The 12876-nt window shown below is 64.1% G+C and carries 12 protein-coding genes; 10 read left to right on the top strand and 2 right to left on the bottom strand.

Annotation, left to right across the window (positions count from 1 at the left end; all coding sequences use genetic code 11):
• Nucleotides 1-35 precede the first annotated feature (35 nt).
• Nucleotides 36-995, bottom strand: coding sequence for a protein kinase (locus tag HIM68_RS10950; RefSeq protein WP_172172053.1), 960 nt, complete (start codon nucleotides 993-995; stop codon nucleotides 36-38).
• A gap of 586 nt (nucleotides 996-1581) precedes the next feature.
• On the opposite strand from HIM68_RS10950, the gene rpmB reads away from it, so the two are divergent.
• The 7 genes from rpmB (at nucleotide 1582) to HIM68_RS10915 (ending at nucleotide 7647) form a co-directional block, all read left to right on the top strand.
• Nucleotides 1582-1818 (top strand): 50S ribosomal protein L28, encoded by a 237-nt coding sequence (gene rpmB / locus HIM68_RS10945; protein ID WP_025779147.1) that lies wholly within the window; start codon nucleotides 1582-1584, stop codon nucleotides 1816-1818.
• On the top strand, nucleotides 1815-1985 hold the full coding sequence (gene rpmG, locus HIM68_RS10940) for a 50S ribosomal protein L33 (RefSeq protein ID WP_200885341.1): 171 nt from the start codon (nucleotides 1815-1817) through the stop codon (nucleotides 1983-1985). The genes rpmB and rpmG overlap by 4 nt, the downstream gene beginning before the upstream one ends.
• 6 nt (nucleotides 1986-1991) lie before the next feature.
• Nucleotides 1992-2297, top strand: coding sequence for a 30S ribosomal protein S14 (gene rpsN, locus HIM68_RS10935; RefSeq protein ID WP_025779151.1), 306 nt, complete (start codon nucleotides 1992-1994; stop codon nucleotides 2295-2297).
• Nucleotides 2298-2366: 69 nt separating this feature from the next.
• Nucleotides 2367-2654, top strand: coding sequence for an HU family DNA-binding protein (locus tag HIM68_RS10930; RefSeq protein WP_025779153.1), 288 nt, complete (start codon nucleotides 2367-2369; stop codon nucleotides 2652-2654).
• 237 nt (nucleotides 2655-2891) lie between these two features.
• On the top strand, nucleotides 2892-4949 hold the full coding sequence (locus tag HIM68_RS10925; RefSeq protein WP_172172051.1) for a bifunctional copper resistance protein CopD/cytochrome c oxidase assembly protein: 2058 nt from the start codon (nucleotides 2892-2894) through the stop codon (nucleotides 4947-4949).
• A gap of 399 nt (nucleotides 4950-5348) precedes the next feature.
• Entirely contained in the window at nucleotides 5349-6707 is a 1359-nt protein-coding gene (locus tag HIM68_RS10920) for an MFS transporter (RefSeq protein WP_139467449.1), read from the top strand.
• 193 nt (nucleotides 6708-6900) lie between these two features.
• Nucleotides 6901-7647 (top strand): 3-hydroxybutyrate dehydrogenase, encoded by a 747-nt coding sequence (locus HIM68_RS10915; RefSeq protein ID WP_172172049.1) that lies wholly within the window; start codon nucleotides 6901-6903, stop codon nucleotides 7645-7647.
• Between the two features lie 90 nt (nucleotides 7648-7737).
• Here HIM68_RS10915 and HIM68_RS10910 read toward each other — a convergent pair whose 3' ends face one another.
• Entirely contained in the window at nucleotides 7738-8613 is an 876-nt protein-coding gene (locus HIM68_RS10910) for a LysR family transcriptional regulator (RefSeq protein WP_139468973.1), read from the bottom strand.
• Between the two features lie 140 nt (nucleotides 8614-8753).
• Here HIM68_RS10910 and mmsB point away from each other — a divergent pair, with 140 nt between their 5' ends.
• The 3 genes from mmsB (at nucleotide 8754) to HIM68_RS10895 (ending at nucleotide 12692) form a co-directional block, all read left to right on the top strand.
• Nucleotides 8754-9659 (top strand): 3-hydroxyisobutyrate dehydrogenase, encoded by a 906-nt coding sequence (gene mmsB, locus HIM68_RS10905; RefSeq protein ID WP_139468974.1) that lies wholly within the window; start codon nucleotides 8754-8756, stop codon nucleotides 9657-9659.
• Between the two features lie 182 nt (nucleotides 9660-9841).
• Complete coding sequence (locus tag HIM68_RS10900) at nucleotides 9842-10579, top strand: YggS family pyridoxal phosphate-dependent enzyme (protein ID WP_172172047.1); 738 nt, start codon at nucleotides 9842-9844, stop codon at nucleotides 10577-10579.
• 178 nt (nucleotides 10580-10757) lie between these two features.
• Nucleotides 10758-12692 (top strand): NHL domain-containing thioredoxin family protein, encoded by a 1935-nt coding sequence (locus HIM68_RS10895; protein WP_172172045.1) that lies wholly within the window; start codon nucleotides 10758-10760, stop codon nucleotides 12690-12692.
• Nucleotides 12693-12876 lie beyond the last annotated feature (184 nt).

Raw genomic sequence — 12876 nt, 5'->3', positions numbered from 1 at the left:
ACCTGCATGTGCTCCGGCCGGTCCGACGGTGCGGTCTACCCGTCGAGGTAGGCGCTGTTGTCCTTGGGGCTGCCGTCTTTGACGAGTCGCTTGGCGATGCAGTGGTTGCGGTCGAGACCCCACGAGCGGCACTGGTCGAGGGCCTGCTCCGGATTGCTGTAGCCGGTGTCGACGACCGTGACCCAGTAGCTGCCGTCCCTGTACGAGGCCCAGTCGCCGCTGTGGATGAGGATTGCGCCCGGGTACTTGACCTTGTTGGCCTCGTACTCGTTGAGGATGTCCTGCGCTGACCAGGTCTTGCCGTCGGCCTTGAGGCCGACGTTCTTCGCGCTCACCTGAGTCACCCACTCACCTTCGAGGTCAGCGGCTTTCTCGGTGCCTACTTCGGTATAGGCGTCGAGCTGGTCTTCCGGGCTCTTCGTCGGTTGGACAAGGTCATCCGAAGGGCTGGGCGACGAGCTGGCCGGCTCGCTGGATCCGACATCCACAGGGACGGTTCCCGAGGACGGCGCGAGCCACCGGATACCGAAGAATCCCACCAAGGCCAGAACCATGAGTATGGCGATGATGACGACAGCGATCTTCAGACCATTGCGCGAGGAAGAATCGTCTTGGACGGTGGGCGGAAACTGTGGGGAAGGAGGAGTCTGGGCTCCATTCTGTGTCGAGCCGCCGACGCCATTGCCGGCACCACCGCCGGCAGGCTGCTGAGACTGCTGAGAATTCACATACTGGTGGGAACCGGCAGAGTGAGCGTCATCGAAGGGTGAGCGTCCGGCAGGGGCGAAGACATTGCCGCTGCGAGCTTTCGAGATCGACTGTTCCCCCGTGTGCCGTTCGAGGTACTCGTAGTAGGTCGAGTTGTCGAAATCGGCAGACGAACGTTCCGCGTCATTCCCGTACGACGGGGTCTGACCAGCAGATTCACCTGAACCCTTGTGCCAGTCGTCGCTAGTCGCCGGACGAATGCGCGGCCTCTGTGGAACGTCGCTCATCAGTCCTCCTGAATGCCAGATGTGGTGGCAATCATCTACTTACCTTGGCACGAGTCGAGCAGTCGTTCAACAGGATCGCCGACAGGACGCGTTGCCGACGAAAGCCTACTGCGGAAATCACCGAGTTGGCTTGGCCCCACCTGTGAAAGTCCCTCCGGGCGTCGACAAAGGTCCCTCCGGGCGTCGATGACGACCGTACAAGCCCTTCCACGCGGAAGATTTCAGTGACGAAGGCCCCACCGCAGAAACCAGGATGAATTTGCTCTCCGGCCCGGCATCTCAGTAAGATTGATTCTTGTTGTGTCGTAGCAGGCAGGTCACCGATCGATCTGCTAGGACACACATGGTGCTCACCCACCGCTGCACTCCAGCTTCGGCCATCTCTCACAGGCTACGGCTTCAGCGCTGGTGAGACATCTCGCCCGAACGGGCAGACCTGTTTTGGCGTACACAATTTTCACGGTGACAGTCGAGAAAATTTGTTGATGTCTTCCGACATCGGCGCAAGCAAGCGGAGAGGGCACGCAAGTGCAATCCCGCAGGGGCTTGTTTCGAGAGTCGGTAACTTGTGAACTGGAGGAGAGACATGGCAGCAACCTGCCAGGTAACCGGGGCAGTCCCCGGTTTCGGACACAACGTGTCCCACTCGAAGCGCCGCACGAAGCGCCGCTTCAACCCGAACATTCAGAAAAAGCGCTACTACGTTCCGTCGTTGCGCCGCAACGTCACGCTGACCCTATCCGCTAAGGGCATCAAGGTCATCGACGCTCGCGGAATCGACGCTGTGGTCAACGAACTCATCGCCAAGGGAGTGAAGCTCTGATGGCTAAGGCACAGGATGTTCGTCCCATCATCAAGCTCAAGTCGACGGCCGGCACCGGGTTCACCTACGTGACCCGCAAGAACCGCCGCAACACCCCGGACCGCATCGTGCTCAAGAAGTACGATCCCGTAGTCCGCAAGCACGTCGATTTCCGAGAGGAGCGCTGAGCGCACATGGCTAAGAAGTCAAAGATCGCAAAAGACAAGCAGCGTCGCGTCATCGTTGAACGCTATGCAGAGCGCCGCGCGACTCTCAAGCGTCAGCTGACCCACCCCGATTCCACCGATGAGCAGCGCGAGGAAGCACGCCTCGCACTGCAGAAGCTTCCCCGCGATGCTTCGCCGGTTCGCGTTCGCAACCGCGACCAGGTGGATGGCCGTCCGCGTGGCTACCTCCGGAAGTTCGGACTCTCGCGAGTTCGCTTCCGCGAAATGGCACACAACGGCGAGTTGCCCGGCGTTACCAAGTCGAGCTGGTAATCTCGAGGAAGTTCGTCATCGGAAAAACGGACCGGTGACCTACCGACTTGTCCTAAGGAGGACACTTTTATGGCTAAGAACCGCAGTGAGCTCGTTGCAGAAGTTGCCGAGAAGTCCGGCCTGACCCAGAAGCAGGTCTCGGACGTGCTCGATGGTGTCTTCGATGTCTTCTCCGACGTCGTGGCCAAGGGCGAAAAGCTCACCATCCCCGGCTGGCTCTCCGTTGAGCGCACCGAGCGTGCCGCTCGCAAGGGTCGCAACCCGCAGACCGGTGAAGAGATCCAGATCAAGGCCGGCTACTCCGTGAAGCTGTCCGCTGGTTCGAAGCTGAAGGGTGCCGCTGGCAGCCCGAACTGATCAACGCAGCAGCGTCGAATGGCCCGGATCGTACGATCCGGGCCGTTTGCTGTCTCTGAGCGTCTTCAAGCGTCTCAGACCGCCTTCGAACAGGGAGGATCGTCGTCCCGTACGACTGAATCCATCCTCGCCGAGGCGGCTCCCCGAGATCTCGGCCACGAAGAGATCTCCCGGTTGGCAGTGGCGCGACGCCGAACGATATCCTTGGGTCATGTCAGAAGGGGCGGTCCGCGCGCAGTGAGTTCTACAGGTTTCGAACCGATCACACGGTTCGTGCAACGTGCCACGGTCCCCATCGTCGTCTTCCTCGGGGTGGTCGCCGGTCTGGCCGCACTCTTCTTCACCGGAGCAGCCAACCCGACTCTGCTCAACGACCCCGGCTCTGTCGTCCGTTTCGGTCTTCCCGCAGCGAAGTTCGTTTTCAATATTGCGATGTCGCTGACCGTCGGCGCCCTCATGTTCGCCGTCCTCATCCTCCCGCGCACAGCCGGCGGTCGCGCCCGCCGGCACAAGGCCACGGACGATGACGTTCCTCTCGACCCGCTGTGGACGAAGGCCATTCAGATTGCCGAATACTCCTCGGTCGTGTGGACGCTGTCTGCGGTCGCCGTGCTCGTCTTCTCATTCGTCGATACTGTGGGCGCCCAGGCCTATCTCGACTTCTCGAACCAACTCGGCGTGTTCGTCACTCAGATCGCCTACGGGCAGCTGTGGGTGCTCATCGTCGTCCTCATCGCTGTCGCCTCGACCCTGTGCTTCGGCACCCGCTCCCAGATCGGCATCGCCGCCGCCGGAGTGCTCAGCGTCGCCGTGATCCTCCCCTTGGCTCTGATGGGCCACTCCGCAGAGGCCTCCGGGCACACGCAGGCCGTCAACAGCCTCGGTCTGCACATCCTCGGCGCGGTCCTCTGGCTCGGTGGGCTCTTCGTCATCGCCCTGTTGGGCACCCGTCTGGCCGCTTCGAAGAACCTCAAGCCGGTCGTCGAACGGTATTCGACGATCGCCCTCATCGCCTTCGGCCTCATCGTCTTCTCCGGAGTCGTCAACTCGCTTCTGCGCGTGCAGGGCTTCGACGACCTCATGACCACGTACGGGCAGGTCATCCTCGCAAAGGCGTTCGCGACGGTCCTGCTCGGTCTGATCGGATTCTGGCACCGTCAGTTCGTCATCTCACGTTTGGGCACAGCCGCCTCGGCGACAGTGGAATTCTGGCGCCTCATCACCGTCGAATTCATCCTCTTCGGGGTCACGATGGGATTGGCCGTGGCCTTGGCCCGGTCACAGCCGCCCGTGCCGCAGGAGCCGGTGGGCGACCCCACCCCGGCCGAGATCCTCACCGGTGATCCGCTGCCGCCGAAGCCGAACCTGTCCCGCTACTTCAGCGAATGGTCGATGGATCCACTGTGGATCGCGATCGCAGCGGGCGCCTCGATCGCCTACGTCGTGGCGTTTATCAACCTCCGCCGCCGAGGCGACAAATGGCCGGTGCTGCGCCTCATCAGTTGGCTGGTGGGCATGGTCTTCCTCGTCTACGTCACCTCGGGCGGACCCCGGGTCTACGGCGAGGTGCAGTTCTCCGCGCACATGATCGAGCACATGCTCCTGGTCATGGTCGTGCCCCTGCCGCTCGTGCTCGGGGCACCGATCACGATGCTCATGCGCGGAACGAAGGCGCGCACGGACGGGTCCGTCGGCCTGCGCGAATGGGTGCTCTGGCTCGTCCATACTCCGTACCTGCGCTTCTTCGCGCACCCGATCGTGGCGAGTGTGAACTTCGCGGGTTCGCTGGTCGTCTTCTACTACTCGGGAATCATGTACTACGCGCTCGATACTCATATCGGGCACGAACTGATGATCGCCCACTTCCTCGGCGCCGGGTACCTGTTCGCCCAAGCCCTCATCGGCATCGATCCGGGCGTCAAGCGCCCTGTCTTCCCGATGCGGCTCGTGATGCTGTTGGTGACGATGGCCTTCCACGCCTTCTTCGGCATTTCGATCATGAGTTCGAACGTGCTGATCGCCGGAGACTGGTTCGGCAACGTCGGCGCAGGATGGGGCTACACGGCGATCGACGACCAGCAGCTCGGCGGTTCCATCGCGTGGGGCATCGGCGAATTCCCGACCCTGTTCATCGCGATCATGGTCTGCGTCCAATGGGCGAAGTCCTCGGACCGGGAGGCCAAGCGCATCGACCGCAGCGAAGACCGCACCGACGACGCCGAGCTGCGCGCCTACAATGCGATGCTCGCGTCGATGGCCGAACGCGATGCGAAGGCGCCTCCGCGCCGACGGTGAGGTTCGGGGTTGTGCTCGCTGCGCTGACTGCGGTGGTACCTCGATGGCCGGCGTGGTGATCAGACGCGGGGGAGCTGGCCTGACGCACAGGGACGATTCGCGCCACAATGGGCCTTGCGAGCTCGCAGCGGTCACAGCTGACTGCTGCACAACCGCTGTGCACGAATGTGCACCGGAAATTCTCGGATTATGGCCAGGTCGTTACCAAAAACTCCGTAACGTGGCGCACACTGATCCTTGGATGAGAAATATCCAAGCGCCCCAAACACTGCGCTGAAGCAGGGGTACACCGGCCGCGCCGATGCGGTCTGAGTGCTCCGGGCTGTCAGCCGGTCGGCGCCGGAGCAAGCCTATTCGCGCATTCAACGGTGACGCGGATTGTGGAAACGAAGGAGTCCCATGAGTTCTCAGAACAATGCTGAGAGGAAGTCGATCCGCGCTCAGCTGCGCAAGGTCGTCGCTGCCTCGATGGCCGGAACGGTCGTCGAATGGTACGAGTTCTTCCTCTACGGTTCGGCCGCCACGCTGGTGTTCAACCACATTCTGTTCCCGCCTTCCGACAATCCGCTGACACCGATCCTGGCAGGCTTCGCCACCTACGCCGTAGGATTCATCGCCCGCCCCGTCGGTGGCATCGTCTTCGGTCACTTCGGCGACAAGTACGGACGCAAGAAGCTGCTGCAGCTCTCGATCGTCCTCGTCGGTGTGGCCACGTTCCTCATGGGCTGTCTGCCGACCTTCGACCAGATCGGCTACCTCGCTCCGATCCTGCTCGTGCTGCTGCGTGTGGTCCAGGGCTTCGCAGTCGGCGGCGAATGGGGCGGAGCTGTCCTCCTCGTGGCCGAGCACGCTCCGAACAAGGAGCGCGGTTTCTGGGCATCATTCCCGCAGTCCGGCGTGCCCTTGGGCAACCTGCTGGCCACCGCGGTTCTCTTCGTTCTCACTGCAACGCTGACCGAAGAGCACTTCCTGTCGTGGGGCTGGCGCATTTCGTTCTGGCTCTCGGCCGTCATCGTCCTCATCGGCTACTACATCCGCACCCGAGTCTCCGATGCGCCGATCTTCGACGAGGTTCAGGCCGAGGAGATCGAAGAAGGCGTCGACTACGGCATCAAGGCCGTATTCAAGCGCTATCCGCGTGAGGTCTTCGCCGCGATGGGCCTGCGCTTCGTCGAGAACATCCACTACTACCTCGTGGTGACCTTCTCGATCACCTACCTCGCCACGCAGGTGAAGATCGAATCCGCCGAGATCCTCGGCCTCCTCCTCGGCGCCCATGCGATCCACGCAGTCCTCGTTCCGCTCGTCGGTGCCGCCACCGACCGGATCGGACGCAAGATGCCCTACGCCGTGGGCATCATCCTGACCGCGACCTGGGGCTTCTTCGCCTTCCCGATGTACGACACCGGCAGTGCCGGCATGATCTTCCTCGCCCTCCTCATCGGTCTCGTCTTCCACGCACTGATGTACGCGGGCCAGCCGGCGATCATGTCCGAGATGTTCCCGACCCGCATGCGCAACTCGGGCGTCTCGACCGGCTACCAGGTGACGGCCATCGTCGCTGGATCCTTCGCGCCGATCATCGCCACCGCACTGCTCGACGCCTTCGGCTCCTCGGTGCCGATCGCGCTCTACCTGCTGGCCGCTGCGATCATCTCGTTCATCGCACTCATGTTCACCCGCGAGACCAAGGGGATCGACCTGCGCTCGCTCGACCATGCAGACAAGGTGCGCCGCGGAGTCGCCACGGCCAGCTGAGGCCGGATGGTGACCCGGTGAGGGGCGGTGTCGGTGAATATCGGCACCGCCCCTTTGCCTGGCGCCGACCTCACCTGTCGGACTGCGACCTACGCTCGGCAGCCGCCTCGGCGCCCACCTCGATGATTCCTCGGCCTCCGCAGGGTGGAAGATGGACACGTACGACAGACTCGAACCACGAAAGGCACATCTCATGGGAGACCTCACCGGCAAACGCGCCCTCGTCACCGGCGGAGCATCCGGGCTCGGAAAAGCGATCGCTCAGTCGTTCGCACGGGCCGGTGCTTCTGTCATCGTCGCCGATGTCGACGCCGACTCGGCACAGGCCGTTGCCGACGAGATCGGCGGTGAAGCGTGGGCAGTCAACCTGGCGGGCACCTCGGCGCTGGACGGCACCGAGCTCGACGTCGACATCCTCGTCAACAACGCCGGCATCCAGCGGATCCACCCGATCACGGAGTTTCCGCTCGAGGACTGGCGGCTGATCAATACGCTCATGCTCGAAGCGCCGTTCGTGCTCACGAAGGCGGTGCTGCCGAAGATGTACGAACGCGGTTGGGGACGCATCATCAACCTCTCCTCCGTCCACGGTCTGCGGGCCTCGGCGAACAAGTCCGCGTATGTCGCGGCCAAGCACGGTCTCATGGGACTGACGAAGACGACTGCACTCGAGGCCGGCCCGCACGGAGTGACGTGCAATGCGATCAACCCCGGTTACGTGCTCACGCCACTGGTGAAGGGGCAGATCGCCGATCAGGCGAAGACTCACGGCATCAGCGAGGACGAGGTCCTCGAACAGGTCTTCCTCGGCCATTCCGCGGTGCCCAAGCTCGCCGAACCCGAGGACGTTGCGGCGATCGCGACCTTCCTGGCCGGGGATCATGCCGCAGTCATCAACGGCAGCGCTCACAGCATCGACGGCGGCTGGGTGGCCGCCTGAACTCTCCAGCATCTCGCTCCCCCTCCCAGAACTACCTGACGGCGGCCCAGCAACCTCGCGCGAGGTAGCTGGGCCGCCGTCAGGTAGCAATTAGAGGGATTCTAGGACTTTGCGGACTCCGGCGTTGCGCAGGGACTCGTGGCGGACCGAGGCCCAATACGACACCTGCTTGGAGAACAGCTCGGGCAGCACCTGCACCAAGCGGGAGTTTCCGTGGGCGAGGAAGTCGGGCAGGATGCCGATCCCGGCACCGTGCGAGGTCGCGAGCACATGCGCATGCACCGAGGTCGACCGGAAGAATCCCTTCCCGCGCGGAAGTGCGTCGGCCGCCTCGTCGAGATCATCGACCCGCAGCGAATTCTCGATGTAGTAGACCATCCGGTGGTCGGCCAGATCATCCAGCGTCTGCGGCATCGGATGCGAGGCGATGTAATCCTGCGAAGCGTAGAGCTGGAGCCGGTAGTCGCGGATGTGCTTGGCGATCGAGCGCGGGGCATCCGGACGTCCCACGACGATTTCGATATCGACGCCCGACCGATACTGCCGGGCCCGCTGCGTAGCGGTGATCAGTTCGATCTGCAGTCCCGGGTGCTGCCCCTGCAGTTCGGTAAGCGCCGGAACGGCGTACTCAAGGGCGAAGGCCTGCGGGCACGCCAGCCGGATCGTTCCGGACAGAGCGGAATTCGAATGCGCATCGATGCGCCCCAGAGCGGCCTCGATGTCCTCGGCGATCGGCAGCAGCTGACGCCCGGCGGCGCTGAGCTCCCACCCGTCGGGCGAGGCCACGAGCACGCGATCGCCGTACGCCTTCTCCAGCGCGGCGATGCGTCTGGACACGGTCGTGTGGTTGAGGCCGAGGCTGTGTGCCGCGGCCGTGAACTTCCCCAGCCGGGCGACGGCGAGCAGAGTCAGCAGATCCTCGGGGGCGATCTGCGGACCGGAACTGCCAGGTGCATAGGAAGCCATAGTGGCCCCATTCTATCTGCGTACGCGCACATAACCGGTGCGGAAGAGGTGAGGCTCCCCGCCGGGCTTCCGCGCGTTCACTGGCGTACTGTGAGAGGGAACACGTAAGAGTTGCTGAACATGATGCGAGGAGGCATATTATGTCGACGATTGGATGGGTTGGCCTGGGAAATATGGGCCGCCCGATGACTGCGAACCTGGTCAAGGCCGGTCACACCGTCAATGGTTTCGATCTCGTCCCCGAGGCCGTGGACGCAGCCGCGAAGAGCGGGGTGAACCCCGTGAGTTCCATCGCCGAGGCGGTCGCCGGTGCCGATATCGTCTTCACGATGCTGCCCAAGGGCGAGCACGCGCGCACCGCATACCTCGAGCCCGACGGAGTCCTGGCCAACGCAGACCGGAAGACCCTCCTCATCGATTCCTCGACGATCGATTTCGATTCGGCCCGCCTCCTCCACTCCGAGGCGAAGAAGGCAGGCTTCCGCCTCATCGACGGTCCCGTCTCCGGCGGCGTCACCGGTGCCGAGGCCGGCACCTTGACGTTCATGCTCGGCGGCGACGACGCCGACATCGAAGAGGCCCGACCCGTCATCGAGGCAATGGCCGGGAACATCTTCCACGCCGGCGGTGACGCCGCAGGTCAGGCCGCGAAGATCGTCAACAACATGATGCTCTCGATCAGCCTTCAGGGTGTCGTCGAAGGCGCTGTGCTGGCCGATCGTTTCGGCCTCGATCCGAAGGTCTTCCACGATATTGCCAAGGTGTCCTCCGGCGACTCCTGGCCGCTGCGGACCTGGTATCCGGTGCCCGGCGTGACCACCACGGCCGCGGCGAACAACGAGTTCAAGCCCGGTTTCGCCACCGCACTCATGCACAAGGACGTCGGCCTGGCCCTCGCCGGCGCCGAGACCCAGGGAGTCGACCTCCCGGCGGCCACCCTCGTCCATGCACAGCTGCAGAAGCTCATTGACGAAGACCTCGGCGGACTCGACACCTCCGCGCTGATCAAGAACATCGACCCGAACGCCGAGGGCCTGCCGAAGTAAGCACTCAACCGACGCCGAGGCGGTTGGAACAAGCACAGCCCGCTCACAACGGCGGCACCGAGCTGCGGACGATCCAGGTCGAGGAATCACGATGATTTCGACCCGGATCGTCCGCATTTCGTTTCTCGGCCGGGCATCTTCGGCGACCTGAAACTTCGCGCGGCTCATGTAAGACTGGAGACATGAGTACGCCTGATTCCCCCTCGCTGTCCGCCGACGACATCGCAGCCATCATCGGCAACCTCGACGAGGTGGCTGACCGTGCCCGCGCCGCCGCCGAGTCGAGCGGTCGCAGCGGTGACGATGTGCGCGTGCTGCTGGCCACGAAGACGCAGCCGGCAGAGAAGATACGCGTCGCCCTCGAGCACGGGTTCACCCTCATCGGCGAGAACAAGGTGCAGGAGATCACCGGGAAGGCCGAGGCTCTCGCCGACCTCAACCCCGAGACCCACCTCATCGGACCCCTGCAGAAGAACAAGGTCAATCACACCCTGCGGCACGCTCACTGCGTCCAGTCCGTCGATAACCTCCCGCTGGCCGAGAAGATCAACAACCGTCTCGACGTCCTCGATGAGACCGTCGACTACTTCATCCAGGTCAACACCTCCCGCGAAGACTCGAAGTTCGGTGTCGCGCCCGAAGACGCCGAGGAACTCATCACCGCGGCCAGGGAGCTCGGCCGGATGCGGCTGCGCGGACTCATGACGATCGGCCTGCCCGGCAGCAGTCCCGAAGAGATCCGCCCCAGCTACTCGGACCTGCGCGAACTCAGCGAGAAGCTGCGCGGAGACGGGGCCATGCCCGCCGAGGCGACCGAGCTGTCGATGGGCATGAGCAACGACTTCGAACTCGCCATCGCCGAAGGCGCCACGATCGTCCGAGTCGGCTCGAGCATCTTCGGCGCCCGCGACTACACCTGAACGACAGTCCCTCCCGCAGCTGATCGGCGGCGGCCGAAACCAACGCCGGACCGATCACAGTCGGAACCGGCACCGGGCTGCCTGCGGACAGAGCCAACGCCGGACCGGGCGCGAGCGGAACTGTCACACAATGACACCGGGGAGGCCGCCTCGGTGGGGGATCTGCGATCATAGAATCATGAACACCAGTCCAGAATTCTCCGCGTCAGCCACCTCGTCGACACGGGACGTCAAGGTCCGTGCGCCCGAACTCGTCGGCCGCCGATGGATGAACTCCGGCGGCAAGGATCTGACCCTGGCCGACCTGCGCGGAAAGGTCGTTCTCCTCGACTTCTGGACTTTCTGCTGCATCAACTGCCTCCACGTCCTCGACGAACTGCGCCCGTTGGAGGAGAAGTACGCACAAGAGCTCGTCATCATCGGCGTGCACTCGCCGAAATTCGAGTTCGAACGCACCGTCGAAGCCGTCGACCAGGCCGTGGAACGGTACCAGGTCGAGCACCTCGTCCTCGACGATCCCGACCTCGTCACCTGGCAGGCCTACACCGCCCGCGCCTGGCCGACCTTGGCCGTCATCGACCCCGAGGGCTACCTCGTAGCGACCATGTCCGGTGAAGGCCACGCGGCCGGTCTCACCGAGATCATCGAGGGCCTCATCGAGGAGCACTCGGCCAAGGGCACCCTCCACTCCGGCGACGGACCCTACGTTCCGCCGCCTGCCCCGGAGACAGACCTGTTCTACCCCGGAAAGGCCACCCGGCTGCCCTCGGGCCACCTCATGGTCGCCGATTCCGGACACCACAGCCTCGTCGAATACGACGACGATGCGGCCACGATCATCCGCCGTATCGGCACCGGTGAGCGCGGCGCGGACGACGGCGACTTCGCCTCGGCGAGCTTCAGCGAACCCGGCGGCATCACTGTGCTGCCTGCCGATCTGGCGGCCGAGGTCGGTTACGACCTCGTCGTCGCCGACACCGTCAACCACACCCTGCGCGGGATCGACCTGACGAACGAGACGGTCACGACCATCGCCGGCACCGGTGAGCAGCACATGGTCGGGGCCATCGACAACGTCCGCGGCAAGCCCGGTGAGCTGGGACGATACGACGGACCCGCGGTAGACGTGAAGCTGTCGTCGCCGTGGGATGTCCTCTTCGTCCCCTCCACCGCCGAGGTGGTCGTGGCGATGGCAGGCAACCACACCATCTGGTCTTTCGACCCGAAGGACGGCACGATCCGCATCCTCTCGGGCACGATGAACGAGGGCCTGGTGGACGGCGACGGCGAGTCAGCCTGGTTCGCCCAATCCTCCGGTCTGGACCTCGGGTCCGCGGGCGAGGTGTTCGTCGCCGACTCCGAGACCTCGGCGATCCGCCGCCTCGATCCCGCCACAGGTGAGGTGTCCTCGCTGGTGGGCGTCGGACTCTTCGACTTCGGCTTCCGCGACGGACCGGCCGCCGAAGCCCGCCTGCAGCACCCGCTGGGAGTGCGCAGCCTGCCTGACGGATCGGTCGCGATCGCCGACACCTACAACGGTGCGATCCGCCGCTTCGACCCGAGGACCGAGGAAGTCACGACCCTGGCGCGCGGCCTGCGCGAACCCTCGGACATCGTCCTCATCGGCAACGAAGGCACCCCCGATGACGCCGAACTCATCGTCGTCGAGTCCGCCGCACACGCACTCACCCGGGTGAAGCTGCCCAAGGACGCCCAGAAGGTCGACGAAGGCGCATTGACGACGAAGCGCCCTTCGACGGAGATCGCCTCCGGTCCGGTGTCGCTGACCGTGAGTTTCACTGTCCCAGCTGGTCAGAAGCTCGACGACCGGTGGGGTGATCCCACGTTCCTGCAGGTGTCTGCGACGCCGCCGGAACTCATCTCCTCAGGAGAAGGCGGAGCCGAGGGGCTCAGCAGAGATATCGTCATCAATCCCGAGTACACCGAGGGAGTGCTGCACGTGACAGCGCGTGCTGCAGCCTGCGACGGTGAGCCCGGGGGAGAGATCCCGCTGCACGCGGCCTGCCACCTCTACCAGCAGGACTGGGGCATCCCGGTCGAGCTCGTGGATTCGGCTCCGAACGCACTCACCCTCGACCTCCGCGGCGCCTGAGCGCTCCGCCACCGGAGCGAGGGCCGCTGTAGATCAGGCGGACGGTAGTCGCAGAATCGCCCATGCACGGAGATTGCTGGGTCGATCCATGGTGGTTGCGGCGTTCTGAACGCCGTGGATCGACCCAACAATCACTGTGGCAAGGAGAACCGCGAGAGGCGCATCCGTCGGAGGTCCGGACACG

This window comes from Brevibacterium sp. CT2-23B, from assembly GCF_013168765.1.
GTDB classification, from domain to species: Bacteria; Actinomycetota; Actinomycetes; order Actinomycetales; family Brevibacteriaceae; genus Brevibacterium; species Brevibacterium sediminis.
Note: the sequence above shows the minus strand (reverse complement) of the source record. Positions and strands in the feature narration are given on the sequence as shown.

Excerpts from the sequence above, each read along its gene's own strand:
- HIM68_RS10950 (WP_172172053.1), bottom strand. The coding sequence starts at position 995 with ATGAGCGACGTTCCACAGAGGCCGCGCATTCGTCCGGCGACTAGCGAC.
- rpmB (WP_025779147.1), top strand. The coding sequence starts at position 1,582 with ATGGCAGCAACCTGCCAGGTAACCGGGGCAGTCCCCGGTTTCGGACAC.
- rpsN (WP_025779151.1), top strand. The coding sequence starts at position 1,992 with ATGGCTAAGAAGTCAAAGATCGCAAAAGACAAGCAGCGTCGCGTCATC.
- HIM68_RS10930 (WP_025779153.1), top strand. The coding sequence starts at position 2,367 with ATGGCTAAGAACCGCAGTGAGCTCGTTGCAGAAGTTGCCGAGAAGTCC.
- HIM68_RS10920 (WP_139467449.1), top strand. The coding sequence starts at position 5,349 with ATGAGTTCTCAGAACAATGCTGAGAGGAAGTCGATCCGCGCTCAGCTG.
- HIM68_RS10915 (WP_172172049.1), top strand. The coding sequence starts at position 6,901 with ATGGGAGACCTCACCGGCAAACGCGCCCTCGTCACCGGCGGAGCATCC.
- HIM68_RS10910 (WP_139468973.1), bottom strand. The coding sequence starts at position 8,613 with ATGGCTTCCTATGCACCTGGCAGTTCCGGTCCGCAGATCGCCCCCGAG.
- mmsB (WP_139468974.1), top strand. The coding sequence starts at position 8,754 with ATGTCGACGATTGGATGGGTTGGCCTGGGAAATATGGGCCGCCCGATG.
- HIM68_RS10900 (WP_172172047.1), top strand. The coding sequence starts at position 9,842 with ATGAGTACGCCTGATTCCCCCTCGCTGTCCGCCGACGACATCGCAGCC.
- HIM68_RS10895 (WP_172172045.1), top strand. The coding sequence starts at position 10,758 with ATGAACACCAGTCCAGAATTCTCCGCGTCAGCCACCTCGTCGACACGG.